The sequence below is a fragment of the Methanoregula sp. genome (assembly GCF_023227875.1).
Lineage (GTDB): Archaea > Halobacteriota > Methanomicrobia > Methanomicrobiales > Methanospirillaceae > Methanoregula.
Genome location: NZ_JALOCH010000002.1, coordinates 166,368 through 190,418 on the forward strand (window position 1 = coordinate 166,368; position 24,051 = coordinate 190,418).

General features: G+C 53.8%; 27 protein-coding genes. 16 read left to right on the plus strand and 11 right to left on the minus strand.

Annotated elements, in window-relative coordinates; translation table 11 throughout:
- Window positions 1-3 precede the first annotated feature (3 nt).
- Together M0R30_RS03190 and M0R30_RS03195 are read right to left on the minus strand one after the other, a co-directional pair.
- Window positions 4-822 (minus strand): metal-dependent hydrolase, encoded by an 819-nt coding sequence (locus tag M0R30_RS03190; protein WP_292543238.1) that lies wholly within the window; start codon window positions 820-822, stop codon window positions 4-6.
- Between the two features lie 359 nt (window positions 823-1,181).
- Window positions 1,182-1,391, minus strand: a complete 210-nt coding sequence (locus M0R30_RS03195) for a TOBE domain-containing protein (protein ID WP_292543511.1) — start codon at window positions 1,389-1,391, stop codon at window positions 1,182-1,184.
- A gap of 116 nt (window positions 1,392-1,507) precedes the next feature.
- On the opposite strand from M0R30_RS03195, the gene M0R30_RS03200 reads away from it, so the two are divergent.
- The 4 genes from M0R30_RS03200 to M0R30_RS03215 all read left to right on the plus strand — a co-directional run bounded on the left by M0R30_RS03200 (window position 1,508) and on the right by M0R30_RS03215 (window position 4,476).
- Window positions 1,508-2,419, plus strand: coding sequence for a class I SAM-dependent methyltransferase (locus tag M0R30_RS03200; protein WP_292543240.1), 912 nt, complete (start codon window positions 1,508-1,510; stop codon window positions 2,417-2,419).
- A gap of 43 nt (window positions 2,420-2,462) precedes the next feature.
- On the plus strand, window positions 2,463-3,020 hold the full coding sequence (locus tag M0R30_RS03205) for an FmdE family protein (RefSeq protein ID WP_292543241.1): 558 nt from the start codon (window positions 2,463-2,465) through the stop codon (window positions 3,018-3,020).
- A gap of 27 nt (window positions 3,021-3,047) precedes the next feature.
- Window positions 3,048-3,911 (plus strand): class I SAM-dependent methyltransferase, encoded by an 864-nt coding sequence (locus M0R30_RS03210; RefSeq protein ID WP_292543242.1) that lies wholly within the window; start codon window positions 3,048-3,050, stop codon window positions 3,909-3,911.
- Window positions 3,912-4,098: 187 nt separating this feature from the next.
- Window positions 4,099-4,476, plus strand: coding sequence for a DUF5658 family protein (locus M0R30_RS03215; protein WP_292543244.1), 378 nt, complete (start codon window positions 4,099-4,101; stop codon window positions 4,474-4,476).
- Between the two features lie 40 nt (window positions 4,477-4,516).
- Here the strand turns inward: M0R30_RS03215 and M0R30_RS03220 are convergent, their stop codons facing one another.
- From M0R30_RS03220 to M0R30_RS03235, 4 genes are all read right to left on the minus strand, one after another.
- Window positions 4,517-5,920 (minus strand): ATP-binding protein, encoded by a 1,404-nt coding sequence (locus M0R30_RS03220; RefSeq protein WP_292543246.1) that lies wholly within the window; start codon window positions 5,918-5,920, stop codon window positions 4,517-4,519.
- Between the two features lie 3 nt (window positions 5,921-5,923).
- Complete coding sequence (locus M0R30_RS03225) at window positions 5,924-6,571, minus strand: response regulator (protein WP_292543249.1); 648 nt, start codon at window positions 6,569-6,571, stop codon at window positions 5,924-5,926.
- Window positions 6,572-6,634: 63 nt separating this feature from the next.
- Complete coding sequence (locus tag M0R30_RS03230; RefSeq protein WP_292543252.1) at window positions 6,635-7,612, minus strand: hypothetical protein; 978 nt, start codon at window positions 7,610-7,612, stop codon at window positions 6,635-6,637.
- Window positions 7,609-8,031 (minus strand): type IV pilin N-terminal domain-containing protein, encoded by a 423-nt coding sequence (locus M0R30_RS03235; protein ID WP_292543255.1) that lies wholly within the window; start codon window positions 8,029-8,031, stop codon window positions 7,609-7,611. The genes M0R30_RS03230 and M0R30_RS03235 overlap by 4 nt, the downstream gene beginning before the upstream one ends.
- Before the next feature lie 288 nt (window positions 8,032-8,319).
- Between M0R30_RS03235 and M0R30_RS03240 the strand changes: the two genes are divergently transcribed.
- The 4 genes from M0R30_RS03240 to M0R30_RS03255 are packed head-to-tail and all read left to right on the plus strand — an operon-like array spanning window position 8,320 to window position 13,309.
- Window positions 8,320-8,991, plus strand: coding sequence for a type IV pilin N-terminal domain-containing protein (locus M0R30_RS03240; RefSeq protein WP_292543257.1), 672 nt, complete (start codon window positions 8,320-8,322; stop codon window positions 8,989-8,991).
- On the plus strand, window positions 8,988-9,497 hold the full coding sequence (locus M0R30_RS03245) for a type IV pilin N-terminal domain-containing protein (protein ID WP_292543259.1): 510 nt from the start codon (window positions 8,988-8,990) through the stop codon (window positions 9,495-9,497). The genes M0R30_RS03240 and M0R30_RS03245 overlap by 4 nt, the downstream gene beginning before the upstream one ends.
- A 21-nt stretch (window positions 9,498-9,518) precedes the next feature.
- A complete protein-coding gene (locus tag M0R30_RS03250; protein ID WP_292543261.1) occupies window positions 9,519-11,453 on the plus strand; it encodes a type II/IV secretion system ATPase subunit in 1,935 nt (644 codons plus the stop codon).
- Window positions 11,454-11,461: 8 nt separating this feature from the next.
- Window positions 11,462-13,309 carry a type II secretion system F family protein gene (locus tag M0R30_RS03255; RefSeq protein WP_292543514.1) on the plus strand — a complete coding sequence of 616 codons (1,848 nt, stop codon included), beginning with the start codon at window positions 11,462-11,464 and terminating at the stop codon, window positions 13,307-13,309.
- A 403-nt stretch (window positions 13,310-13,712) separates the two neighbouring features.
- Here the strand turns inward: M0R30_RS03255 and M0R30_RS03260 are convergent, their stop codons facing one another.
- Both M0R30_RS03260 and M0R30_RS03265 read right to left on the minus strand, forming a co-directional pair.
- On the minus strand, window positions 13,713-14,591 hold the full coding sequence (locus tag M0R30_RS03260) for a hypothetical protein (RefSeq protein ID WP_292543264.1): 879 nt from the start codon (window positions 14,589-14,591) through the stop codon (window positions 13,713-13,715).
- Between the two features lie 15 nt (window positions 14,592-14,606).
- Window positions 14,607-16,235 carry a PEGA domain-containing protein gene (locus tag M0R30_RS03265; RefSeq protein ID WP_292543266.1) on the minus strand — a complete coding sequence of 543 codons (1,629 nt, stop codon included), beginning with the start codon at window positions 16,233-16,235 and terminating at the stop codon, window positions 14,607-14,609.
- A 193-nt stretch (window positions 16,236-16,428) separates the two neighbouring features.
- On the opposite strand from M0R30_RS03265, the gene M0R30_RS03270 reads away from it, so the two are divergent.
- The 6 genes from M0R30_RS03270 to M0R30_RS03295 all read left to right on the plus strand — a co-directional run bounded on the left by M0R30_RS03270 (window position 16,429) and on the right by M0R30_RS03295 (window position 21,751).
- Entirely contained in the window at window positions 16,429-16,713 is a 285-nt protein-coding gene (locus tag M0R30_RS03270; RefSeq protein ID WP_292543269.1) for a hypothetical protein, read from the plus strand.
- A gap of 850 nt (window positions 16,714-17,563) precedes the next feature.
- Window positions 17,564-18,049: a hypothetical protein gene (locus tag M0R30_RS03275; RefSeq protein WP_292543272.1), complete on the plus strand. Its 486-nt coding sequence runs from the start codon at window positions 17,564-17,566 to the stop codon at window positions 18,047-18,049.
- The gene (locus M0R30_RS03280) at window positions 18,046-18,747 is read left to right on the plus strand and encodes a hypothetical protein (protein WP_292543274.1); all 702 of its coding nucleotides are present in this window, start codon (window positions 18,046-18,048) and stop codon (window positions 18,745-18,747) included. The genes M0R30_RS03275 and M0R30_RS03280 overlap by 4 nt, the downstream gene beginning before the upstream one ends.
- A 366-nt stretch (window positions 18,748-19,113) precedes the next feature.
- Window positions 19,114-19,854, plus strand: a complete 741-nt coding sequence (locus tag M0R30_RS03285; protein ID WP_292543276.1) for a hypothetical protein — start codon at window positions 19,114-19,116, stop codon at window positions 19,852-19,854.
- A 52-nt stretch (window positions 19,855-19,906) separates the two neighbouring features.
- The gene (locus M0R30_RS03290) at window positions 19,907-20,098 is read left to right on the plus strand and encodes a hypothetical protein (protein ID WP_292543278.1); all 192 of its coding nucleotides are present in this window, start codon (window positions 19,907-19,909) and stop codon (window positions 20,096-20,098) included.
- Between the two features lie 681 nt (window positions 20,099-20,779).
- Complete coding sequence (locus tag M0R30_RS03295) at window positions 20,780-21,751, plus strand: DUF364 domain-containing protein (RefSeq protein ID WP_292543280.1); 972 nt, start codon at window positions 20,780-20,782, stop codon at window positions 21,749-21,751.
- A 9-nt stretch (window positions 21,752-21,760) separates the two neighbouring features.
- On the opposite strand, the gene M0R30_RS03300 is transcribed toward M0R30_RS03295, so the two are convergent.
- Window positions 21,761-22,036: a hypothetical protein gene (locus M0R30_RS03300; protein ID WP_292543282.1), complete on the minus strand. Its 276-nt coding sequence runs from the start codon at window positions 22,034-22,036 to the stop codon at window positions 21,761-21,763.
- Window positions 22,037-22,195: 159 nt separating this feature from the next.
- Between M0R30_RS03300 and M0R30_RS03305 the strand changes: the two genes are divergently transcribed.
- Window positions 22,196-22,468, plus strand: a complete 273-nt coding sequence (locus M0R30_RS03305) for a hypothetical protein (protein WP_292543285.1) — start codon at window positions 22,196-22,198, stop codon at window positions 22,466-22,468.
- Window positions 22,469-22,769: 301 nt separating this feature from the next.
- Here the strand turns inward: M0R30_RS03305 and M0R30_RS03310 are convergent, their stop codons facing one another.
- Both M0R30_RS03310 and M0R30_RS03315 read right to left on the minus strand, forming a co-directional pair.
- Window positions 22,770-23,207, minus strand: coding sequence for a PIN domain-containing protein (locus M0R30_RS03310; RefSeq protein WP_292543287.1), 438 nt, complete (start codon window positions 23,205-23,207; stop codon window positions 22,770-22,772).
- The gene (locus M0R30_RS03315; protein ID WP_292543290.1) at window positions 23,197-23,436 is read right to left on the minus strand and encodes a hypothetical protein; all 240 of its coding nucleotides are present in this window, start codon (window positions 23,434-23,436) and stop codon (window positions 23,197-23,199) included. Before M0R30_RS03315 ends, M0R30_RS03310 begins: the two co-directional genes overlap by 11 nt.
- Before the next feature lie 392 nt (window positions 23,437-23,828).
- On the opposite strand from M0R30_RS03315, the gene M0R30_RS03320 reads away from it, so the two are divergent.
- Window positions 23,829-23,969 carry a hypothetical protein gene (locus M0R30_RS03320; RefSeq protein WP_292543293.1) on the plus strand — a complete coding sequence of 47 codons (141 nt, stop codon included), beginning with the start codon at window positions 23,829-23,831 and terminating at the stop codon, window positions 23,967-23,969.
- Window positions 23,970-24,051: the final 82 nt, after the last annotated feature.

The following is a 24,051-nucleotide window of genomic DNA, read 5'->3' on the forward strand; positions in this document are numbered from 1 at the left end:
CAGTCAGCTCTTATTGAAATAATATACGCCCATCATAAGTCCCGAAGCCGGATAGCGGGGATTTCCCGGGAAACTCACCGGGTCCATGGGGACAAATGGCAGGGTTGCAGATGCCCAGATCCCCGGCTTTTCCGGGATGATCTCCACATCCGATAACCAGACCATCATCCAGAGGCATGAACAAAGACCAAAGAGGCAGACGGGCATCACCGAAAAACCCTGCCAGGTCCAAAGGTAATGGAAACCGAGGATGATACCTGCCACCGAGCCATAATAGTAATGGAACTGTGCGATCCTCCGGTCGTTTGTATCACAGGGCCGGATCGAACCGGAGATTTTCGTGGTGGAAAACGGGAAGAGCGGCGTAATCCCCTTCCTGGTACAGAGGTCTTCGACCAGGTGCAGGACCAGGCCGAGCATCGCGCCCACGAGGAACGCGGCAGAGATCTCCAGGGCCGCACGGTTCATGAGGAGAGATACGGGGACGAGCAGGAACACTGCAAAGGTTGCCCAGAGGAATACTACTCCAAAGACAGAATGAGTCAGCCGCTTGTCTCCGGAATCGAATGTAAGCCCTGTCATGCGCTGGTATATCGGGCACATCAGGGGTGCGCATACGGTACTGCCAAACCGGGAAATGAACCACGCAAACATCCTGGCCTGAAAATGCTGCGGCTTTTTCATCTGGATGTCCGGCAGGATGGCACCCGTACAGGCACCGGTACAGATAACGAGAATAATAGCCGGAGACGCCGGCACCAGCGCACTGCATAGGATAAGGGTACAGAGAATCGTCAGTGCAATATGGTGCCGGGTGATCATGATGCCTGCTCCGGTTCACGTACCGGGGCTTCTGGCAAGGTCCCCGGTCTCCTTGACATCTGTGTGAGTGCTTGAGTCCACGGCATTTCCCATTGTCAGGTGGACAATCACTATGTTGGGCTCTTCCGGATTATAATGATTATCATTGTACTTTTTAAAATTGTTAACATAAATTAATTAATAAATTTATACTGGACGGGGATATTCTCTCAACAAAACGGTTGCTGGTAAAAACCAAAAAAAGATCCCCAACCTTGCCTGCGGGCACGGGAGACATGCCAATCGTCTCGCATCACCCGGGCATGCGGGCAGTATGATTCTGTAATTTTTTTTAGTATCTTCTACAAAAATAGGTTGAGTTAATCGATCGCTACCATCACTTCGGAGGCCTTCACAACCGCGTAGACCTTCGATCCTTCCTTCAGTTTCAGCGTTTCTGCTGAATGGGTAGTGATGGAGGAGACCATCTCATGGCCTCCGCCAATTGTAATCACGACTTCGGTGCTTACCGGGCCCTTCTTGATGGACTTTACGGTGCCCGGGACTTGGTTTCGTGCACTGATCTTCATGGTTTTCACCACGCAATACAGTTCGTGCATGGTAATATATCCTTCGGCCGTAACCAATCCGGAAAACTCCGTATTAAAAACAGATCGTTGATTAATGTTAAAGTTAGTGTAATATCATGAACATGGGTCCAGCCACTACTCTGAATATTTCTCCGCCCCTGCCTGCAACGGCGGGTAATAGCAGTGCCATACCGTTTCGTGAACGATGGCGCCTGCTGAAGCTCGCCCATTGCGCTATACCGAACTATGGCAATTCCAGCCAGTTCTGGGGCAGCAGGAAGAAGATCCACACGGTGTACACAAAAGGGGATTGCAACCACGATGAAAAAACAAATGCCCGGCTCGCCGCGATGAACATCCCGGACGGTTCCCGCGTCCTCGATATCGGAGCCGGGCCGGGCACGTATGCCATCCCGCTTGCAAAGAAGCATTGCAACGTAACCGTTGTCGAACCCTCGCCCGTCATGCGGGAGATGCTGGAGGCCCGGATAAAAAAAGAGAAGATCAAAAATATTACCATCATCCCGAAACGGTGGGAAGACATGGAACCCGGGGAACCCGGCACCCCCTTCGATGCCGTCATCGCCTCGTTCTCCCTCACCATGATGGATATGGGGGAGGCCCTCGCAAAGATGCATGCCTGTTGCACCGGGACGGTCCACCTTTTCTGGTTCCTGACATCGCCGTCATGGGTACAAGTCAACAAGGATCTCTGGCCGCACCTCCACGGGGGGATTTTTCCCGGCGAGCCCACCGCGGACTGGCTCTGGCAGATCCTGTACGAGATGGGGATCTGTGCGAGCATCCAGCCGGAACCGCGTGTCTCCGTTTCCCAGTATAAGGACGTGGACGAAGCGGTCGGGGAGTTCCGGCAGCGCCTGAACTGCACGACACCTGCCCATGAAGAGATTCTCAGGAATTATTTCCACACGGTCCTGCGACATGAAGGGGACCACCTGACGCTTGGAAACGGGACACGCAGTGCCCATATCTGGTGGAACACCGCGGACCAGCAGGACAGGACGTGACGGGTCCGCACGAACAGGATTTTTAGAGAAATATGGTGAAACCATGAGCGATTACGAAGTGTTATTCAACAAGGCAAAGGCATTCCACGGGCATGTCTGCCCCGGCATTGTTCTCGGGACGCGGCTGACCATTGCAGGGATGCGGGAACTGGGCATGGACCCCCACGAACCCCAGCGCAACCTTATCGTCTACATGGAGATCGACCGGTGCGGGGCGGATGCCGTCCAGGCCATCACGGGATGTTCGCTTGGCCACCGTTCCTTAAAGCACAAGGACTTTGGGAAATTTGCCGCAACCTTTATCGATCTCGCAACGAAAAACGCCGTCAGGGTAGCAGTCCACGAGAAGAAACGGGCCGAGCACGACAAGCTCGACTCAAAGGACGTGATCAGGATCCTCGGGGAATGCCCGGAAGCGGAGATCCTGAAGATCGAGAGGGTATCAATCGATATTCCCGATGACGATATCCCGGGATTCCCCCACGGGAAAGCGGTCTGCAGTGTCTGCAGGGAGCTGGTGATGGACAACCGGCACATCGTTGTGGACGGTAAGGTTATGTGCAAGAACTGTGGCACAAAATCGTATTATACGGTGCTTTAGATCGTGAAAGATTTCTGCAGGTCTGCAATGGATTCCGAAATCACTCTCCGCTCTGATTCGCGGTACTGGCGTGATATCTGGCGGCAGATGAAACTCGCCCGGATGGCGACGCCGGGATTCGAGAGTGCGGGTGCGTACTGGAGCAACAAAAAGAACGTGACCGATCATGTAAAGAGCCGTACCCGCCAGTCCTGGCAGGGAAAGGTTGACGTACAGTTCAGGGCCATGAACATCCCTGCCGGTGCCCGTGTCCTCGATATCGGGGGAGGGACCGGGACCCATGCGATCCCCCTTGCGGCAATGGGCTGCGATGTCACCGTGGTCGAACCCTCTGCTGCGATGCGGGAAGAGCTGCAGAAAAACCTGACCGTTTCGGGAGCCGGGCCGCTTGCAGTGATACCTTCCCGGTGGGAGGATGTCTCCCGGGAAGAGCTCGGTGGCCCGTTCGACATCGTGATGGCATCCTACTCCCTCTCCATGATGGATATCGGTGAGGCCATCGAAAAGATGGAGGCCTGCTGCCGGGGGACGGTCCACCTCTTCTGGTTCCTCACCTCCCCGTCATGGGCCCGGGTCAGCCGGGACCTCTGGCCCCGGCTGTACGGCAGGAACTATCCGGGCGAGCCACTCGCGGACTGCCTCTGGCAGATCCTGTACGAGATGGGGATTTATGCCAACCTGATGACAGAACGCAAGAAAGAAACCATTTACCAAAGTATTGAAGACGCAGTGGGGGAATATTCCCGGCGCCTGAATTGCACAACAAAAGAGCCAGAAGAGATCCTGGGGGAATATTTCAGACAACAACTCCATCCCTGCGGCAAGGGATATGAACTGGGCGGGGTGTCCTGCAGCGCCCATATCTGGTGGGATCCGGCAGGCCGTCGCTGATACCGGGTGCGGTACTGCGCCGACATTGTGTTCACACACCTTTTGTTAATTTACATACCCGGTAGCACCGGTCTTCCCGGTTCCGGATACCCGATCAGGTAAGTCAATAATTTTTCCTGAACAAATACAAAAGATCAACAATTATAATTAAAACAAAATTTTTATAATCCCCTCCCGATCTCCATGTATGCCTGCTGCAAAGATCCTGCAGGGATCCGGGTTGGCGTTTCCCGGACAGTATAAGATTGATACCGTACGGGTCCGGCAGATCGTGATCTTCACCCTGATCCTTGGCAGCCTGTTCCTTCTCGATATCGGGACAACGCAGATCATTCTCCGGATGGGAGGCGTGGAACTCAATCCCCTGATGACCGGGATCGTGACAAACCCGGCACTGCACCTTGCAATCAAGTCTGTGGTCCTGCTGGCAGCGGCACTCGTGGCAGCACTGGCAGAACGCCATGTACAGGGATCCAGCGCTTACCTTTACAGCATCCTGATCCCGGTGTACATCATCGTCTCGGTCAACAATCTCTTCGTCATCCTGCCGATGATCCCGGTATAGAGTGCCCAACGATTCGGGATACCGGGGAGCGGGGATGTTTCTAACCGGGCGGTACGTGGGATCTGCTGACAGGACCGGGGGTATTCGTTATCCGGAATTTTCCCGGCGGTACCGTCATCCCGAAACGGACACCGGAACCCGGTACCCCGGTCTCCGTGATGGTAATGCCAGTGATCGATAGGATCTCCCGCGTAATGAACAGCCCGAGGCCGGTATTTTTCCCAAACCCGCGTTCGAATATTTTTTTCTTGTCCTGTTCCGGGATGCCAATCCCGTCATCTTCATAAACCAGGGAGAGGCCATTACCGGAATCGCTGCAATGGATGCTGATGCGGGTCACATGCTCCCCATGGCGGAGCGAATTGTCAATGAGATTGAAAAAGATCTTCTCAAGCAGCCGGTCCGCAAGGATCTCCAGGCCTTTCACATTGACAACAAAGGTGACCCCGGGGGAAGAGACCTGGTCTATGGACCGGGTAACGAGATGGTGAATATCCTGCCATTCCGGGGCGCGAATACCGATATCCTGAAAATCCTTGGTAAAGGAGATATGCTGGTGGATCAACTGGATGGCCCGGCCCTGGCGGTTCAGGAAATCCTGCAGGGTTCCATTGCGGATCTGGGATGTGGCAAGGGAGGCATAACCCTGTAATATCTGGACCTGGTTGAGGATATCATGCCGCGTGACGGAGTACATCAGCTGGAGTTTCTTGTTGGCAAGATTAAGGGCAGACGAATATTGCCTGAGCTCTGCGTTCTGGGATTTAATATACCCTTCAAGGGATTTTTGTTCGGATACATCTCGTAAAAGTACCTGTATGGCGGTAGTATCCTGATAGCGGACCGGGGAAAATGCAGTATCGGCAACGATCGTACTGCCACTGGGACTCGGGATATGGTATTCGCGCCGTGGAGACGGGGTACTGCCCGAGAGTGCCAGGCGGGACTGGGCCTCGATATCCCGGCCCTGTTCGGGATCGAAGAAAGAGAAGAGGGTCTGCCGCCGGATCTCTTCCGGGGAATTCTTCCGGAATAACCTGAGTGCAGCAGCATTCACATACAGGATTTTCCCGGTATTGTGAATGACCAGTGCATCCGGCAGGGACTCAACCAGGTTCCGGTAATTCCTCTCGCTGTCCTGGAGAAGCACGTGCTCCTGCTGCTGTTCTTCAAATGTCTGCCGGAGCTCTTCCTCGACTGCCGCCAGTTGTTCGTTCCGCTGCAATAGTTCCGCGTTTTTCACTTCAAGCAGGTCCCGGTCTTTCTGTCTTTCATCCAGGAGCTGTTTCTGGGCGGTGATATCCCGGATCGATTCGATGACACCGGCGGCATTCCCGTCAGCATCATACAGCAGCGCTGCTTTCTCCCACAGGCAGAGGACTCTGCCATCAGGGAACGTGGCCTGGCATTCGCCGATCAGGATGTTTCGTTCTTCTTTCCTCACCCGCTAATAGCGTGCCAGGCCGGCGTTATCCGGTGTCCTGAGAAAGTCCGCAATAAGCGGCCGTTTATTCCCGAAAAACGGAATGGTGTATTCATAATCTCCCTTTCCCATCACTTCTGAAGCCATGACGCCGGTCATCTCTTCTGTGGCCCGGTTCCACATGATCAGCCGGCCCTCCATGTCCATGGCGATGGTTGGATCGGGCAGGAAATTGAGAAGGTGCTCTACCCTGCGCTCTGATTCCCTGACCGATCGTTCCGCCCGGAATTGCCTGACCGCCTGGCGGATTTTATGGGCGAGTTCGGTATACTGGGCTCTGGCATCATACCCTTTCTGGAGGTAAAATGTGGCTCCGTGGTTCAGTGCCTCGATGGCCACCTCCTCCCTCCCGCGCCCGGTAAACAGGATGAACGGGATGTTGTTTTCAGCAGAGCGCAGGTGCTTTAAAAAACCGATGCCGTCCATCTCCGGCATCTCGTAATCGGAGACGACTGCATCGTATGAACCGCACGAAAGGCTCAGGAGAGCGTTCCGTGCGGAGGCTGCGGTCTCCACAATAATTTCCCCGGATTGCTGCTCCAGGAATATCTTCCCCATCTCAAGAAGGGCAGGTTCATCATCGACAAGCAGGATTTTTATGGCCGCAGGCATGATGAGTCAGTTCCTCGTAGTATCCTCGTCAGCATTCGTGTTGCATTCCAGAAAACATCTCGCTCAATACGCCCCGATGGTGATATCGGTTGTTTCAATGATCAGCGTCATGTTGGGGTAACCGGACTCGGTTTTAAACATCAACCGGGTCTCATGCTCCGAAAGAGGCGTTATCATAACATTCTCGCATTGCCTCAGTTTTTCAACACTGGTCACATTCACCGATTGCCATAATGTTGCATTCCATACAGTTGAGTTCCTGAACCGGTCCGGGGGGGTATCGATGCTCAGGTGCATGCTGGTGGCCAGTGGGACCTCTGTAGTGTTGACCGTACTTTTCTGAACCAGCATCCCGTTCCCGTTCCCGCTGATCCTGGAATGCCCGCACTCCGGTGTGATATTTACCACGCGGATCGTTATTGAAGAACAGTTATTATTGACCAGAATTTCCGGAGTTGATACTGAACGGACAGGTTCCACCTCCACAAGGGACTCCGCGAGGTTGTACGTAACATCGCTCCAGCGGTAGAACTCCAGCGGGGTGGACAGGTTGCGTTCGGTATTCAGGACATAGGTATTCCCGTACATCCATCCATAGCCCTGGTCCTGCCAGAAGTTGTTCACCGGCTTATAGGAAAATTTCACGAGACTGTAATTCTGTACGATCCCAGGGCCGGTGGTCACGAAGCCGTCTGGAGTCTTGTTGGTCCAGTTGAGCCGGAAGTACCCGGTGGAGGAGGTATCGAGAGAAGAGGCATTCCAGATCTTCAGTTCCCCGCCGGATTTTACCGGGTCAAAGGCAAACTCCCCTCCCCCCAGCGGGATGGGTTCAGAAAGTTTCATGTTCTTTTTCATGGACACGGCAGTATCGATGTCCGAGGAAAATTTCAGGAAACCGGTCTCTACGTCTTTAATGTGGGAGATTTCGGACTGTGCTTTCATGGAGGGGACGTAATACGCGTTCCATGCGGCAAAAAACGTCACCGCGACAGCAAGGATCAGCATCACCGCAATGACCGGGGCAACGGCATCGTCTCTCATGGGCCGATCCTCCCTGTATAGATCACGGTATGGGGGGTGACGAGCTTGACGCTCTCATTTCCCCACAGATCCAGATCCTGTGATACAGTAACGGTGATGTTACTCCCCAGATCGAATACATCTTTGTCAGGGACCAAGGTAAAATTTGCATTATTCCAGGGAATCCTGCGGGAAGAATCCGCGGTTCCGATCACGACGGTCAGGTCCACTTTCTTCACCCAGTCCCCGCCTTTATGCCAGAGCGTGATATTCCGCGTGTCATTGCTCATCTTGATCGTAATGCTCGGATCGCGGTCGGTAGGGAGATAATTGTACAGTGCTGCAGAAAAGACCGCAAGCAGCACGATAACAAGGGCGACCATGAGCATCTCCCCGACAACTTCAGATACCCCGGAATCCCCCCGATAGTTATGCAGCATTGGCTCCCCTCATTTTTATGTTCCGGTTATGTACCTGCCGGGTAACGGGTAGTCGGAGCATCGTTGCAGTTATTGGTTATATGGGGGAATTTTTCCATTTCAGCACCGGGTAATAAAAAATCCTTTATTTCTAGTACTAATGTTAAATCTTAAACTTTAATTAATTGTAATTGTAAATACAATTTATTAAACATTGTTCTGGGCATCTCCATAAATCCCATAACCACTATAAAAAAATCAATTTGTGTTGAGCGTATCTGGCCGTCCCTGAAAAGTTACGAGTGTACTATGAAAATCAAAACCGATGATGGGGTCTCCCCGGTAGTGGCCGTCATGCTCATGCTTGCGGTAACCGTTATTATCGCAGCGATTGTGAGCGCAGCCGCGGGGGGATTGTCCGGTACCAAAAAACAGGCCCCATCAGCGATTCTTGAGGTACATTTCTATGAAAACAGATCCTATGGCACGGATTTTTACATCAACGCCATGACCATCGAGCATGTCAGCGGGAGTCCCCTGCAGACTAAGGATCTTAGTATCTCTACCTATTTCAGGAACAGTACCGGTGAACTGATCAAGGGGTCACTCATGGGGGAAAAATCCATTGAATTCAGTAGCGGAGACTACAGCGGTAAATCCTGCGGAGTCCTGTTTATCAACGACCAGGACCGGTTCCCGGATTCCCCGCTGGTGAATTCAGCAGATGGCGGGTACAAAAGCTGGTTCGGGAATGCATCGGCGGTACTGATGGCCGGGGATTACTTAGTCACTCCTGCCCCATATTATGCAACCTCAACGGAGAAGGAAAACAGCGCACTGGATTCTATTCTCAATTTCAAAACTTATGATCATACCGGACAGATCGATAACGGATACAAGACCGGTTCCGTGATCACGGTGAAGATTGTTCATATTCCCACCGGGCAGGTTATCTTTGACAAAGACGTGGTGATCATATGAAACCCGCGGGATGGACTCATGCCGATGCCGTGTCCCCGGTAGTGGGCGTCATGCTGATGCTCGCGGTTACGGTCATGGTCGCAGCAATTGTCAGTACCTATGCCGGCGGATTCTCCGGAGGGACAGACAAGACCCCCCAGAGTTCTCTGCGGGCAACCCCCAATCTTTTGCAGGACCGGATTTATTTTGAACACAATGGCGGCGACCCGTTCATGCTCAGCTCCGTCAGGGTGGTGCTCAGGGCCAATGAAAATACCACATCCTTTTCCATCAATGATGCGGGGAGCACGCTGGTAAGAAATTTTACGGAAGTGGGTAATAAGGGCAGCAAAAATGACACTACCATCCAGGCCGGGGATAACTTTTTCATCGAAGGTTATGATCTCGACAGCCACAGCGGGATAAAATTCGGCAGTATGTACCTGAGAAATAATACCCGGATCACGTGGCTGATCGTGGACAAGGAAACCAGTAAATCCATCTCAACGGGTACGTTCTATCTTTAAAAAATTGTGATACGGGGCACCATGATCCAGGATATTCTTGTTATCGTATCATGCATGTTCACGCTCATAGGGCTGAACGGGATATTCACGAACCTGAAAAACCGGATCTCTCCCCCAAAAGACCCGCTCCCCCCGGATGCAACCCTGCCTCTTCCTGAAGATCCGCACAAAAAAGAGTTCCCGGGTTTTAATGCCCGGGCGGTTAAGGCAGCCAGTGAACAATTTCTCGTAATTCTTGCCGAGCCGTCGTGGCAGGGTGTGGCCGCCTTTGCAACAGCCATTGCCACCGCTTTGGTTGCCGGCCTCATCGCCCTTTTCATCGACCTTCCGGATCCGGTCCTTGCCGCGCTCGGCCTCGTCTCCCTTGCCGCAACCGGGCTGTCGGCAGAGACCCTGCGCAGGAGATCCATTGCGGGCTCGTGGCTCCCCCCGGATATTTTAGGGAAGAAGGAAGTGACGGCCGTCCCGGTCCCGGACAAGAGACCGGAACCCCCGGTCCCCGAGGTTGAACTGTCACCGGCAGAACTCCCGGGCACGGCCTCCCTTGCCACGCTCGAACGGTACTGGGTGTTCGAACCCTACGCCTACATCAGGATCGAGCGGGTCAGCAACGAGGGCTTCACGTACATTGTCGTTGAACCGCCCATCTCACTGAAAGAAAAAACCATCCTGATGGAGACCTATGCCCACCTGCGGGATATCATCATCTACGACGATGTTGAGAAAAAGAAAGACGAACGGATCGATCCCGTTGCCGTGGCAAAGATCATCCGTGAATTCGATCCGGACATTACCGAAGACCGGGTTGCCATCCTCACGTATTACATCAAACGGGACCTGACCGGCTATGGCCCGCTCGATGTCCTCATGCGGGACCCGGCTCTCGAAGACCTCAGTTGCAACGGCCACGACCTGCCGGTCTTTATTTTTCACCGGGCCTACGGCAGCCTGCCAACCAGCATCCATTTCAGCGAGGCCGAGCTCAACCAGTTCGTCTTAAAACTCGCCCAGAAAGCCAACAAGCAGATCTCGCTCTCGAACCCGATGGTCGACGCCACCCTCCCCAACGGCGCCCGCGTCCAGATCACGTACAGCGAAGTGGTCTCGACCAAGGGCAGCTCGTTCACGATCCGGAAGTTCCGGGCCGAGCCCATGACCCCGCTCGATCTCATCCGGTACGGTACGTATAACGCCGAGATCCTTGCCTTCCTCTGGCTTGCAATCGAACACCGCAAGAGCCTGCTCGTTGTCGGAGGCACGGCAAGCGGCAAGACCTCGATGATGAACGCAGTCTCCCTCTTCATCCCGCAGAATGCCAAGATCGTTTCCTTAGAGGATACCCGTGAGATCCAGCTGCCGCACAAGAACTGGCTCCCCACCCAGACCCGGGAGATCGCGGCAGAAGGCCTCAAAGGCGATATCGATCTCTTCTCGCTTTTGAAAGCCTGCATGCGGCAGCGGCCGGAGTATATTATTGTCGGGGAAGTCCGGGGTAAGGAAGCCCAGACACTCTTCCAGGCCATGAACTCGGGCCACTCCACCCTCTCGACCATCCATGCCGGCAGCGTATACGAAGCGATCAACCGGCTGACCCACGACCCGATCAACGTTCCCCCGGTCATGTTCCAGGCCCTCGACCTTGTCGTGGTCCAGTCCATCTACACGCTCGGGAAGACCCGAATCCGCCGCTGCCTCTCCATCCACGAGATCGAGGTCGACAAACACGGGGAGATCAACCCCATTCTCCTGTACGACTGGGATATCCAGAAGGATACGTTCCCGAAAAGATATGAAAAGTCCAAGGTCCTCACCGAGATCTCATTCCATTGCGGCTGGGACGAGCTGGAGCTGGAACACCAGCTGAAGAAACGCGAGGAGTTTTTCTCCTGGGCCCTCGAAGTGGAGCCGCCCTCGCTCCGGGACCTGGCAAATGCCATCCACGACATGGGAGACTGAGAACCGTGATGCTGCCGCCGGCCCTGCGGAAAGCCGAGAAGATGGTGACCGATCTCGAGCTCACTGTCCACGGCAGCAGCCTGAGAAAAGATCTCCGGTCGGCCCACATGGCCATGACGGCCGAAGACTATCTCCACACGATCCATCTCAATGTGCTTGGCACGTTTTTCATGTTCTGGGCGATCTATGGATTTTTCCTGATCAGCGGGTTCTCGTGGCAGGTATTCGGGATGAGCACAACGGACACGCTGATCTGGGCCCTCCTCTTCATCCTGATCGTGCCCGGGATGTACGCGGTGCTGATCTATTACCCGCAGGTCGTTGCCCGTGGCCGGAAGAGCCGGATCGACCTCGACTTGCCCTATGCCATCTCCTACATGCAGGCGCTCTCCACCACCATGCCCCCCTTCGACATCATCCGCAAGGTGTACGAGGAGCAGGACATGTTCGGCGAGATCTCAAAGGAGTTCGGCATGCTCGTCCGGAATGTCGAACTCTTTGGCGACGACCTGGATGCCGCCATGAAAGATCTCCAGCGTACCACCCCCTCGATCAACTTCCGCGATTTCTTAAATGACCTTGCGATCGTGTTCGACAGCGGGGGAAATATCTCCTCCTATCTTGCGGCCAAGACCGAATATTACCGGGACCAGGCCAAGCAGGAAGTCGAACTTGTCTTAAAGACCATCGAGATCATGGCGGAGGTGTACGTGACCGCGTTCGTTGCCGGCCCCATCGCGCTCATCATCATGATCGTGGCGCAGGGTATGACCAACAGCCAGGAGATGGCATGGATCCTGCCCCTGATGTATATCTGTATCCCGGCCGGGGCGATTACCCTGATCTGGATCCTCTCCCTGATGCTGCCTCCCGAGAACCTTGAGATCTCCCGGAAGGAGACCGTTGAGGAAAGTTTTGGGTCCAGCGTGCTGGGGACAGAAGAGGAGGGGCGGCCTGAAGACGACCCGAAAAACCGGGAATTTTTTAAACGGATCGCGGACAGCAAACGGAAAAATTATTTCATGAACCAGGTGCGGCACCCGTTCCGGACCTACATCCGGAGTTACTATTACGGGATGGGACTGGGGGTCGTCTTTGCGGCGATCGTTGCCGTCTCCTGGCTTACCGGGGGATTCGATACCTTGGTCCCGCACGACCGGATGGAGACCGTCCTCTGCCTCATGATCATCGTGTTTATGGCGCCGATCGCCGTCTCGTTTGAGGGGCGGCGCTGGTACGTGCGGAACATCGAAGAGCACCTGCCCGATTTCCTCCGGGAACTTTCGGATATGAAAGATATCGGGATCACCCTGCAGGAGGCCATCCACCGGATCGCCGGGGCAAAACTCGGCGTGCTGAGTTCGGAACTCATGGTTGCATCCCGGGATATCCAGTCAGGCGCCTATGTGAACTCCGCACTGGTCAAGATGGAAGAGCGGATCGGTCTTGTATCCGTGAAACGGGCAATCTCCCTTCTCGTCCGGGCGAGCGAGATCACGTCAAACTTAAAACAGATCTTCATCATCGCCATCACGGATTTTGAATATTATCTCAAACTGAAACGGGAACGGTCGAATACGACGATCGTCTACGTAATGATCATCTACCTCTCGTTTGGTATCTACCTGTACACCGCCTACCAGCTGAACGTGCCGTTCCTTACGGCATTCAAGGATATGAATGTCAACATCGATACGGCCGGTAACCTGACTGAAATGTTCCGCATCGGGATCATCCTTGCCACGTTCTCCGGTATCATGGCCGGCCAGTTCAGTTCGAACAGTATTCTCGCCGGCTTCAAGCACAGCATCGTTCTTCTCATTGCAACGGTTGCGCTGTTTATCATCGTGATGTGACGGCCGGTATCCTGGCAGGCGATGAACCGGAACCTGACGGTAAAAATAATTTCCTGAAACGATCGCGCTTGTAAAACCGGTCTTAAAATCCAGAAAAATATTTTGGTGATTGCTTAATTAAAGCCACTAATCAAAATTTTGTTTTAAGTTTCTATTGAAGGAAATCATCTCTATGGGGGAACACTTTAGACGTTCTTGGGGGCTTCGGTTCCACCTCCGCCCCCGCCACTGTGGCATCCCCCATGACGCGATAACCCTCAGACGGTTGTTCCTGCGCTGATTTTTCCCTCTTTTTAAAAATCCTCAATTAATTGTTGGTTTTCATACCTGATCTCAGAGGTTTGGTGGCACCAAATGATGAATCACCAATATTTTTTGTGTAATTTTTCCGTTTTTTACAAATTCAGCCAAACGTTTCATCGGAATAAACACTTGTGTATGAAGTGGCTGAGTCCGTACTGGTTTCCGTATCGAGCCGGGAGGGCATGGCACCGGTCAGGATCTTTACCTCTGCATCCAGGAATGCACCCTCTATGGTAATGTGGAAGGTCCCCTCTTTATAGACCGGAATATATCGTGGGATCGTTGGTCCTGTATAGGTCGTTACTGATCCGTCAGCATGGGTGATGTCTTCGGTTATTTTTTGCTTTCCGGTATCGGAACTATATTCATATCCATATCCATCCTCTGCCACAATTTCGTGTGTCTGGTTGTCCCTTACGGTTATTCTCAGGTAGGGCCTTTGGACCGGTTTCGTGAGATCTCCTCTGCAGGCATCATTCAGGCAATCGTTTTGAGGAGAGACTACATAGACGATATACAACGGCCCCTCGGCAACATTAACCAGAAGGCCTTCTGCTCCCCCGGTCAAATGGTATTTTTTCTCAAATTCGATACTGCGGTCGAGACGGTTGTAGGGGAGGGTGCTGTTGATTTGGTTTGCATGGAGCACGGGGTAGGGATCCGGTGTCAGGATGGGCGCTACTTCTTTTACGGCTTCGGATTTCACCGGTGTCATTTCCACAACCGGGATCTGTGACACCGGCGATGTACGGGCAGGCAGGGCAGGGGCATTTTCAGCCATGGAAGTATCCGGGAGGGCGATCCCCGGGGTTTGCTCAGGTTCGGCCGTCTGCGTAAACTTATTGATACATCCTCCTGACACGATCGCTGCAATGAGCAGTATCACGATGGCCGCCTCCATGATTGCTGTACCCCTGCGGGAGCGGCCCGTGAACCCGGTGGGGATAGGTAATGTATTGTGGCTGGGATCTCGCGGCATGGTATATTCCTCTCATTAAATGGGGATGATCGTTGCCTTTGCGGTCTGGAATTGTGCATCCATGGTGCCCGGGGAGAACCCGGACCCGGTGGTTTCAAGGTAATAGTACCGCCTGCCATTAAGGGGATAATAATACCCGTTACAGGTTTCGCAGGTTACTGCCACAGCCGCGTGTTCCGGTAAAATGACGACTGCAACATCATACCCCATTTCCTTAAGCAATGCCGCCGCAAGGATGGCGGTGTCCTCACAGTCGCCATTCCCTTCGGCAAGTGTCTCCAGAGGATATTTCCAATAGTCACTTTCCTGTTTTGTTACCGGATCAATATCCTCCTGGTACACAATATTCTGGACAAATGCAACCACGTTCCGGTAATCGTTGCGGGCACGGTAGCTTTTGAAATCACTGGCGTCCTTGAGCTGTACCACCAGGTTATGCAGAAACTGCCGGTCCCTCTCATTGATTGCATAACCGGCTAACATACCTGAACTGACGTTCTTCGGGTGTGGCTGGTTCTTGAAATAAGTATAGAGATCCTGAGGGATATCGAGGGTAATTGTTGCTTCATGATTATTTGCGATCCACGTGTACTTCTTCTCAATAACCGGGGTTGTGTTTACTCGTAACCAGCCCGGCGGGCTCATCATGCTGCTCTCGTTCCGGTACTGCCATACATTATCGGTGACGGACCCCCCGGTACTATCGGTGAGATCAACCAAGATCTCGTGTGTGGAACCCGGACTGAACGTGAATGACCGGTTCACCAGTGCACTATTCTGCGACCGGAACATCCGCAGGATATAATCTCCTGAAGGAATCGTTTCAAGGGTTACGGGAGTAGATCCTTTGAACGTATCATTCAGGTAAACTCCCTGCCCCTGCGGTGATGAATCAATATACAGGGTACATGTCGTGGGGATCATGGCAAGGTCGGCTTTGGCCAGCGTGGATTCCCCCCCCCTGATAGTAACGATACTGGTAAAATTCCAGTAGCCGGCCCTGGTAATATCGACCGTGTGGTTTCCGGACGTGATCCGTTGAAGATTTGTGGGTGTCGTCCCGGCCTCGTTGCCATCAACACGCACGTCTGCTCCTTCCGGGAAGGAAGTCACGCTCAGGAAACCGGTCCCGGGCAACGGGACGAGGTATTCCGTATATTCCGTTGTTATATCCGTGGCTGCGGAAATAACGTCACGATAATCTTCATATCCTGTTTTCCTTATCAGGACTTCGTGGCGTCCGGGCATCAGGTCGTCAACAATAAGCGGTGTTACCCCACGGATTTTGCCATCAACTAACAGATCCCCGCCTGGGGGCTCTGACCGAATCGTTACCTTGCCCCGGTCGGGTAACCGGTTGAGGTTGGCAATAATATCCCGGTGCATTCCTTCTTCGATACTGAAGTTGGATGAGTAATATTCATACCCATTCTTGTCCACGCGGACCGTATGGGACCCACAGAGGACAGGGACATCCGTCACGGGAGTAATGCCGGAATAGTTGCCATCAATCATTACCTCACTCCCCTGGGGAATAGAGGCAACGGAGAGCGAACAGGACACATTCGTGGCAGATACCGTTGTTATCAGGAGTGCTGTGAGGGTTATGAGAAGACCGGCCACAGGGATAAATCGGTTTTGCATACGAGTGTGATTATGTATGGTAAAAATACTATTTATACAGAGCACAAATGTGTTTAACATTCATACATTGTATAATGAAAAATGTTAATTTATAATGGGGGTCCGGAATGGGCGTGGTGGATTTCATGACGCCTGACCAGATACACTGGCAGATGGGAATAATAACCTGGAACTCCCAGATACAAATACCAGCATGTCCTCTTCCTTCCCACCCCCCATTCCCCCATATCCCGGCTGGACGCGCCGGGAATACCGGCTCTCCCGCCCGGTAACAGAAGCGGATATCGCAGCTTTTTTGGGGAACGAGGAACTCTACGTGCGGGAGACGGCAATGGGTCAGGTGAACATCATCCACAAATACGGTCTTGTCGAACTCCATTGCATTACCGGTAAACCGGTGATCGAGGTCTGGTTCAACCCGGAGAGCGGAGCCTGTCCCTCGGAATACCTGGATGCCCTTCTTGCAACCCGGTTTTGATCAGGAGGGGCCGGAAAAAATGCTCTGGAGAACCTCGTGGTTTTGATGAATCTGAGACCTTCATCAGAATCCGAATAGTTCATCTGAACTATGATGATGAGAAGAACTCATCAGAGTTCTTTGAGGGTCGGGGATGAGAAGAGCCGCAGGCTCTTCGAACCACTCGAAGGATGCAGGCGGGGGGGTTTCGCAGATGTTCCGGCCCGGCGTTGCGCGCTTCATATCCCGGGACCGGAAAAATGCATAAGTCTGCCGGTTTCCTGAACGTATCACCGGTCTTTTCCCGGTATGACTTCCACCGGATTCGCAGCTACCAGCAAGCATATATCCTGGTTTTTATTACAGTTTGTATATACAATGCCCGGTAATTTCTGTTCACGAATAGCAAGGAGGATCCGGCAGATCGGCTATCCACGAACGCCTGCCGCCCGTTACGCCAGGTTCTTCTATATTTCCATGCTCACCGTGTGCGGAATGATGGGAACTGTGCTCCGGGATTTTGTCCGGAGTATGGCGGGAGATGGCAAATTTACCCCTCTCTCCACGGCATTGTATACTCCATCCGGCGCGATGAAGATACTGATCACCGGCCCTGGGGAATACCGTTCGGGCGCCCCGGCCGGTATACATTTGCCCGGGATATCCGGAATACAACGGTGAACGCCGGACGGGTTTTCTGATCCCTGCACGGGACGGGCGAACAACCTGCCCTGCATGAGTACCAGGGATACGATACGCCACTGCTTCCAGCAGGGGCTCCGCCGGTCCGGCATACGGGTATTCCCCCGGCGATAGCAGAGGCTCTCGTTCCTGAGAACAACCGCCAAAGACCAGAACAGAAGTGAAATACATGACAGCACACGATGATGAAAAAATTACGGGGTCCCCCGGGACCCCGGTGCGGAGAATCGAAGAGGTTTCCGGAAAACCCCTGCGAAGAGAAGTGAGGCAGACAGCCGGACTTCGAAGCGAAGAGGTTTCCGGAAAACCCCTGCGAAGAGAAGTGAGGCTGGCAGCCGGACTTCGAAGCGAAGAGGTTTCCGGAAAACCCCTGCGAAGAGAAGTGAGGCTGGCAGCCGAACTTCGAAGCGAAGGCATTGCCGGACCTTCCCGCGAGGTATCGAAGCGTGATGATAAGCTGTCCGGTGCGGGAGGTGCCGGACGGGAGGATGAAGAACTGGAATGGGCACGGAGGCATGTCGGGGACGACCGGCCGGAACGGCGGCCGGTACGGACGGTCTTCCGGAAGACGGAACTGGCGCTCGTTGAAATTGTCGGGATCGCCCCCGGGGCTGGAAAATATGTGCGGAGAAGTCGCAGGGAGTCTGTCGCATGAAACGGGGACCGGCGCCGAACCGGGGGCTCAGGATCGCGATTCCCGTTGCACTCGCACTCGGGCGGGTGATGTTCTTCATGGCATCGCCCTATTACCCCGGCGATTTTATAATTGCAGGAGACGGGTATCTCGGGATCGTCCGGCTCCGTCTGTCTGAAAAAATCCGTTCTACCCTGCCTGAGATCCAGAAGGAGTATTCCCGTTCGGTTGCCGAGCTGGCCTCGCTCCCCCGCGGGGGACCGGTATGCTGCGAACTCTGGCTCTATTCTCGGTACGGCAGGCTGCGGTTCTTCCGTGTTACGGAGGCCGGGCTCGAAGAGCTCGATCGCAGCAGGATTGTGTCCATGGGGAAGAAGCCGGACGTCACCGGCCGCGAAGACCCGGGTCCCGGAGATCCCCGGCCTTCCTGCCCGGCCGGCGGGGTCGATCCCGGTACACCGGTCGCTGCACAGGCAGGTGCCGGGGATGCAGATCCCTCCGGGCGGATTCGCCGCTGGCTCGCAAAACGCAATGCAGCGATACAGGCTGGCGGCGGTACGAATGTTCTCGATCCGGTTATCCTGGAATTACTGTCGGGAGCGGAAAAGCCGGGCCCGGGCACGAAACGATCTGCCAGAAAAAAACCGGCGGGATCCCCGGAGACTCCCTCTCCCGCAGGGGGAACCTCCTCTCCGACGGTGAACGAGGGGGATACCTGAGATAAGCCCGACAGAGGCCATTTTGGCCTCCGATTCCCCCTGTTACGGGATCAGACAACGGTGTTTCGCCGGAAAACCACGGGGTAGTTCCGGGAGACGCCCGTTCCGGTCTCCGATTGGCGGGAATGTGCCGTATCCATGCCCCAAAATCACGGGTGGCAGCAGGGCTACAGCGGGGGATCGGCAAAAACACGGGTTGGAGGTCAGAAAAGCCCCGGTGATGTTCCGGGGAAGATCTCCTCTTGCGGAGGGGGGCGGCCGTTGTCCGGGCCGGGATTCCCGCGGATCGGATATGACAGATGAATCGTTTACTGGGAAAAAAAATTCAGACAATCAGGAACAGGAAAAATTTCAGGAGATTTTGTTATGACAGAAAAAAATGATGAAAGAAAGATGGAAGGAGAAGAGAGCATGCTCGTTGGTGCCGGGATCCATGAGACGCTTCCGGAAACACCTGCCGGGCGGGGTACCGCAATGAAGCTGTCCGGGATACTCTGTCCCGAAGCACGGGAAGAACTGACCCGGCACGGTATTACCGAGCTCGTATCCGTTACCGTGAAAGCGGTACCGGACCCTGATCGGCCGGAGGACCGGCTCGCCATGAAAATAATTACGGAGGTAAACGATAATTTCCAGCCCGGGATTCCCGCAATCGATCTTAAGCTCGACAAGGCCGACAGGATCTGTTCCTCAGCGGGCGACGACCTCTCGCTCTCCCTGCGTGATGAGCTGCTCGTCACGCTCGAAACCCGGCGCAGGGAACTTGCCGAGCTAAGGAACGGGATGGTCGACGGCAAGCCGGTTGCGGTTCTGTCGAACCCGGAGATCGCGGCGCTGATCAGGCCATCGCTTGAGAATCCGGATATCGATGCCCTCGTATGGAGTATCGGGTGGTGTGTTACTTCTGACTCCGAAGACCCTCGGGTCTTCTCGTGTTTCGGGTCTGAAAACCCTCAACATGATGAAGGAAGGTTGCTCGTCTACAGCGATGATCCGCTCATCTCCGAAGAGGTGGATGAGGATTCCTGGGTCCGGATACGTGACCGGATGCGGCGGGTGGATTATGTGATTGAGGGGCTGGTGGCGGGGTTGATGGGGGAGGGGTGAGGAACAAACTCTTTTTCCCGGATGAGTCGGATTATCTTCAAATGCTGACGTTATGAAATGGGGGAGGACCGAGATTATCCTTGCCTTCATCGGGGATGCGGTCCTGTTCCTGCCGCTCTTCGTATTCCTAAGGGTTCGTCAGGACCCGCAGGAGGAGGAGAACGAGTACGCGTTCTTCGTCTTCCTGCCAAAACTGATTCAGCGGGAGATGCTGGCGGATGCGAATGCCGCTTCGAAGAATTGATGGAAATTCTTCTCACCCTCAAGGTCTGGCGACCTTTCGGAGATCGAGGCGTTTGGGAAGAACGAACAGGTGAAGAAAGTGTTCTGGGTGATCTTTTCCGCGATCGCCGGTATTGTGCTTGCACGGGTTGTGGACCCGGCGACAGCTCAGCAGATTATTGGAATTATTACGGGGGTGGGGGGCTCGAGGGATCCGGCCCCCTCATCCTTCATATGCCGGATATATCCTGCATCCCCGGGCCCGGAATCTGGTTTCGTGCACTGATCTTCATGGTTTTCATCACGTGTAATTCGAGCAGGGGTATACGATGCCGGTTCATGATGTATGCTCCTCCCGGGACCCCACGGTTCCAAAATGAACGGCGGGCTCCCGGGATTTGCCGATGATTAATGGAAACACGATATTATGCATCAACCTGAAATGTTCTTGAACCCACCGTTATTAATCGCTTTTTGAAATCATTTCATTGAATTTAAATAGGCATTGGTGGGAACTTTCATTATCCGACGTGTGAATGCATGGAACTTCGGTTCATGGTATATATCGAGGAAAAGGAGGAGTATGGACTGCCCTGCAACACCGGCAGCGACATGATCTTCAAGAAGATGTTCAAGCCAAAGATAAAAGGCCATTAATTTTTTACTGCAATCACACGATCATCCAAAGTGGAAGGGAACCATCATGTCAGCAATCAAGGGATCCGGGAATGATGTTCTTTCTGCAACCCTCAAACGGTTGTACGCCCTGTACCGTGAGAACCGGAAACGCCAGGGAACACTTCTCCGCATCGCGATAAAACCCCGGTGGAATGCCGTGATCGGTTCCCGTGACGAATGCGGAATTGCTACAAACAGCGTTGATATCAATACCCTTTACGGGAGGGGAGGAGAACCCACGATCCGGACCCTGCGCATGCTCATCGGAAAACCTCTCTTCACTCTCGCTGAACAGGGAATCCTGTCGCAGGACCCCCTTGAACGATCGATTGGCATTGCCTGCATGAGCGCATTGTCCCAGAAATTTCTCGGGTGCAATGGTATTCGCCGGCGCGGGTATCTCTCCCAATGCTGGAAGACCGGCGATGAGTTTATCCAGGATTTCCCGGCGATTTCACAGGTAATAACCCCGGACCAGACCGTAGTTGTCGTAGGGTACGGAAGCCAGATTGCACCGATTCATACCTGTTGCCGCAAGATCCATGTTATTCATATCAATCCCCCGGAGACTCTTGAGAGCGTTCTGATTGATGATGAATGTACAGGCCTCCCGTCAGTAGTCGAGTACCATTCACCAGATGACAGCAAGAGGATACTTGGCGCTGCCGATGTAGTGCTGCTGAGTACGTCAACACTGGTGGATAACAGCTTTGATAGGCATATCAAGGCAGCAAAGAACGCCCGTGTTATCGGGATGTATGGGATTGGATCCTCGCTTATCCCGGATGCCTTTTTTGAATATGGTGTGGATATGTTCTCATCGTTCCGTATTATCAATCCCTTGTCTTTTAACAACGCCATGGAAAACGATTACGACATGGAACATTGCATGAAAATAACGCAGAAGCAGTACCTTATGATGCGGCCGAATGCCGATTTCGGGGGCTCCCCCCTGGAGGTAATCCTCCGGCATGCTGCTGTTCCGGGCGGGCACTGATCTTTCTCATTACGGCAGGTTTTTCCCGGCTGTCTGCTCTTTGGGGTACGGTCTCCCGATATTCCGGTTATAATAATCAATTCCCTTGGAGGTTATGACAAACGTATTCCCGATCTTCTCCGTGGTCTTCCCGGCATTTGCAATGAGGCCGGCGTCCAGCAGGACCAGCAGGTGCTTAACAAGGTCACGGACATCCATATCGGAGAATGCATGATGGATTGCGCCGATGGTGACTGGTGTGGTTATATCTCCCTTGCCGAGGTTGAAGATGGCGGTCAGAACCATTTCCTGGTCCCCGTTCAGTGTCATCAACAACACTTATTTCCGGAGTATATGTACCTTGATACCTGAGATCTCCCGGGCAATTCCCTGGCGGATTTTACCCCCGGTCCGATACCCCTCCCTGCCCGGGAGACAGAGTGGCTGGAGTACTTCACGGAAGGTGTGGAGATCTCGCTTTCCCGGGTGAAAGAGCGGGTCCTGCGGCTCTCGTCCGATGAGCACCGGAAGGTGGCAGGAGGGCAGGTGGCTCTTACCGGGCAGCAGATGAAGATTATTGAGTACATCCATGCCCATGGTTCGGTGAAGAGTGGCGATCTGATGCGATTGTATGGCATTTCCCGGCAGGCCGCAGGTAAGGAGCTTATGCAGATGGTTGAGAACAACGTGATCCGTGTCGACGGGAAAGGACGTGCGACGCGGTACGTGATGGCATAAGCGGGTTGTCGATTCGGTTGTCGATTTCCGGGCCGTGAGGATGTGCCGGAAATATTAGTCTTTCCGGCATGTTTTTGGGATGTGCCGATAGGGTCGACAGGTTTTTTTTTAATTTTGTTTCGTATATCCTGCCGGATTGCATTTCCCCGGCCCCGGTTAAGCTGATCCTCCGGCTTTTCCTTAAGAATATTTTCTTTCCGCATCTATTCCGGTTCCCCTGTATGCACCCGCCCGGATCAATTCTGGTTTTACCTGTTTTTACGAAAGGCCGGGTCTTATCCACAGCAAGGTGTCCTTCCGGTTATCCCGGCCGGAACGGATTTTTTACCGTCAGCCAGGGTATTTTTGAGAAATGGGCATCCTCGGACCAGATCGTATCGATTCCCTGCTCCTGCATGGTGGCGACAAGGAGTGCATCCCAGAAATGTATGGTGCCGGCCCGGGAAATCCCGATGGCCCGGGTAACCGTCCCGGCATCGTAACGGACAACCGTCCAGCCGTCGAACGCGATGATGTCCTCGATGAACCGGGTAATAATCTCATCCGGCAGCGGGTGTTCCATCTTCTCCCGTGTAACAACGGCAAATTCGGCAAGATTCTGGACCGAGACTGCAAGAGCCTCCTCGTTTTTGAAGACCCGTGCAAGAAGCCTGCGTGCGGCCTCCCGTTTCTCCGGGACGCCCGTATCGAATGCATAGCAGAGGATATTCGTATCCACGAGTGCGGGTTTACCGGTCATAGAGATCCTTTCGTTCTGAATAGCGACGTTTCCCGAAATTGTACCCGGTGTCCAGGAGGGCCAAGGCGTCCCGTGCGATCTCTTCCTGCGTCTCGTGATGCATCCAGAATTCAAGGGCCTGCGTGGTTGCTTCCCCAAGAGATCCTTTCCTTGTGCCTAGTTTCTTTTTGACGATCTCCCGGAATTTTTCTTCCGTGGAGTTTTCGATGGTGAGAGTGATGGTGCCCATAGTATTACGTAGATTTTTTATTTATTTAAATAATTGTTTTATCTACGTATACCCGGTTTGTGTCCCGTGATCCGGGAACACGGTTTTATTCTTGGTTTTTCTGCTAGTCGCGTTTTTTTGGATGGGCCAATGAGGTCGACAGTTTTTTGTACACGATACCCCGGTAGGACTGCCCCCCATCTTACCCCGGCGTCTGTTAAGCTGATCCTCATTCGTCCCCATAAAAATATTTCCCAGCACCACTTTCCCCAGGTACCCCTGCGCCAACCGCCACACCCGTCCCGACCCCGACAGAGAAACTGAAGGTTCGGATCACCCCGTGGCCGACACAGTCAGCACCGGGATCTCCTGCGAATGGCGATGGCAACGGGGTCGCCACCGCAGAATCCGTCATGGCCTCAGGCAGCAGCTCCGTGTTCTGGAAGAACCCCTTCATCCTCGCTGCCGAGACTATCGCCGCGATCGCAATCCTCACGACAAGTATTGCCGCATATGTCAGACGCAGGAGACGTGGGCGCGACCCGCTCAGGTAGGATTATACGTGACACACCCTCTTTTTTCCGGGCGGGCACTCGTTGCACTCGTATGCGGGGCCGTCGGCATCGCTGCGGATTG

What these genes read in the sequence shown, in the direction of transcription:
- M0R30_RS03315 (WP_292543290.1), bottom strand. Translation starts at nt 23,436, where the DNA reads ATGGGCACCATCACTCTCACCATCGAAAACTCCACGGAAGAAAAATTC.
- M0R30_RS03320 (WP_292543293.1), top strand. Translation starts at nt 23,829, where the DNA reads ATGGCCTCAGGCAGCAGCTCCGTGTTCTGGAAGAACCCCTTCATCCTC.
- M0R30_RS03205 (WP_292543241.1), top strand. Translation starts at nt 2,463, where the DNA reads ATGAGCGATTACGAAGTGTTATTCAACAAGGCAAAGGCATTCCACGGG.
- M0R30_RS03280 (WP_292543274.1), top strand. Translation starts at nt 18,046, where the DNA reads ATGAAACGGGGACCGGCGCCGAACCGGGGGCTCAGGATCGCGATTCCC.
- M0R30_RS03275 (WP_292543272.1), top strand. Translation starts at nt 17,564, where the DNA reads ATGACAGCACACGATGATGAAAAAATTACGGGGTCCCCCGGGACCCCG.
- M0R30_RS03250 (WP_292543261.1), top strand. Translation starts at nt 9,519, where the DNA reads ATGATCCAGGATATTCTTGTTATCGTATCATGCATGTTCACGCTCATA.
- M0R30_RS03285 (WP_292543276.1), top strand. Translation starts at nt 19,114, where the DNA reads ATGACAGAAAAAAATGATGAAAGAAAGATGGAAGGAGAAGAGAGCATG.
- M0R30_RS03310 (WP_292543287.1), bottom strand. Translation starts at nt 23,207, where the DNA reads ATGACCGGTAAACCCGCACTCGTGGATACGAATATCCTCTGCTATGCA.
- M0R30_RS03190 (WP_292543238.1), bottom strand. Translation starts at nt 822, where the DNA reads ATGATCACCCGGCACCATATTGCACTGACGATTCTCTGTACCCTTATC.
- M0R30_RS03240 (WP_292543257.1), top strand. Translation starts at nt 8,320, where the DNA reads ATGAAAATCAAAACCGATGATGGGGTCTCCCCGGTAGTGGCCGTCATG.
- M0R30_RS03260 (WP_292543264.1), bottom strand. Translation starts at nt 14,591, where the DNA reads ATGCCGCGAGATCCCAGCCACAATACATTACCTATCCCCACCGGGTTC.
- M0R30_RS03230 (WP_292543252.1), bottom strand. Translation starts at nt 7,612, where the DNA reads ATGAGAGACGATGCCGTTGCCCCGGTCATTGCGGTGATGCTGATCCTT.
- M0R30_RS03270 (WP_292543269.1), top strand. Translation starts at nt 16,429, where the DNA reads ATGTCCTCTTCCTTCCCACCCCCCATTCCCCCATATCCCGGCTGGACG.
- M0R30_RS03225 (WP_292543249.1), bottom strand. Translation starts at nt 6,571, where the DNA reads ATGCCTGCGGCCATAAAAATCCTGCTTGTCGATGATGAACCTGCCCTT.
- M0R30_RS03200 (WP_292543240.1), top strand. Translation starts at nt 1,508, where the DNA reads ATGAACATGGGTCCAGCCACTACTCTGAATATTTCTCCGCCCCTGCCT.
- M0R30_RS03290 (WP_292543278.1), top strand. Translation starts at nt 19,907, where the DNA reads ATGAAATGGGGGAGGACCGAGATTATCCTTGCCTTCATCGGGGATGCG.
- M0R30_RS03210 (WP_292543242.1), top strand. Translation starts at nt 3,048, where the DNA reads ATGGATTCCGAAATCACTCTCCGCTCTGATTCGCGGTACTGGCGTGAT.
- M0R30_RS03300 (WP_292543282.1), bottom strand. Translation starts at nt 22,036, where the DNA reads ATGGTTCTGACCGCCATCTTCAACCTCGGCAAGGGAGATATAACCACA.
- M0R30_RS03235 (WP_292543255.1), bottom strand. Translation starts at nt 8,031, where the DNA reads ATGCTGCATAACTATCGGGGGGATTCCGGGGTATCTGAAGTTGTCGGG.
- M0R30_RS03245 (WP_292543259.1), top strand. Translation starts at nt 8,988, where the DNA reads ATGAAACCCGCGGGATGGACTCATGCCGATGCCGTGTCCCCGGTAGTG.
- M0R30_RS03215 (WP_292543244.1), top strand. Translation starts at nt 4,099, where the DNA reads ATGCCTGCTGCAAAGATCCTGCAGGGATCCGGGTTGGCGTTTCCCGGA.
- M0R30_RS03255 (WP_292543514.1), top strand. Translation starts at nt 11,462, where the DNA reads ATGCTGCCGCCGGCCCTGCGGAAAGCCGAGAAGATGGTGACCGATCTC.
- M0R30_RS03265 (WP_292543266.1), bottom strand. Translation starts at nt 16,235, where the DNA reads ATGCAAAACCGATTTATCCCTGTGGCCGGTCTTCTCATAACCCTCACA.
- M0R30_RS03195 (WP_292543511.1), bottom strand. Translation starts at nt 1,391, where the DNA reads ATGAAGATCAGTGCACGAAACCAAGTCCCGGGCACCGTAAAGTCCATC.
- M0R30_RS03295 (WP_292543280.1), top strand. Translation starts at nt 20,780, where the DNA reads ATGTCAGCAATCAAGGGATCCGGGAATGATGTTCTTTCTGCAACCCTC.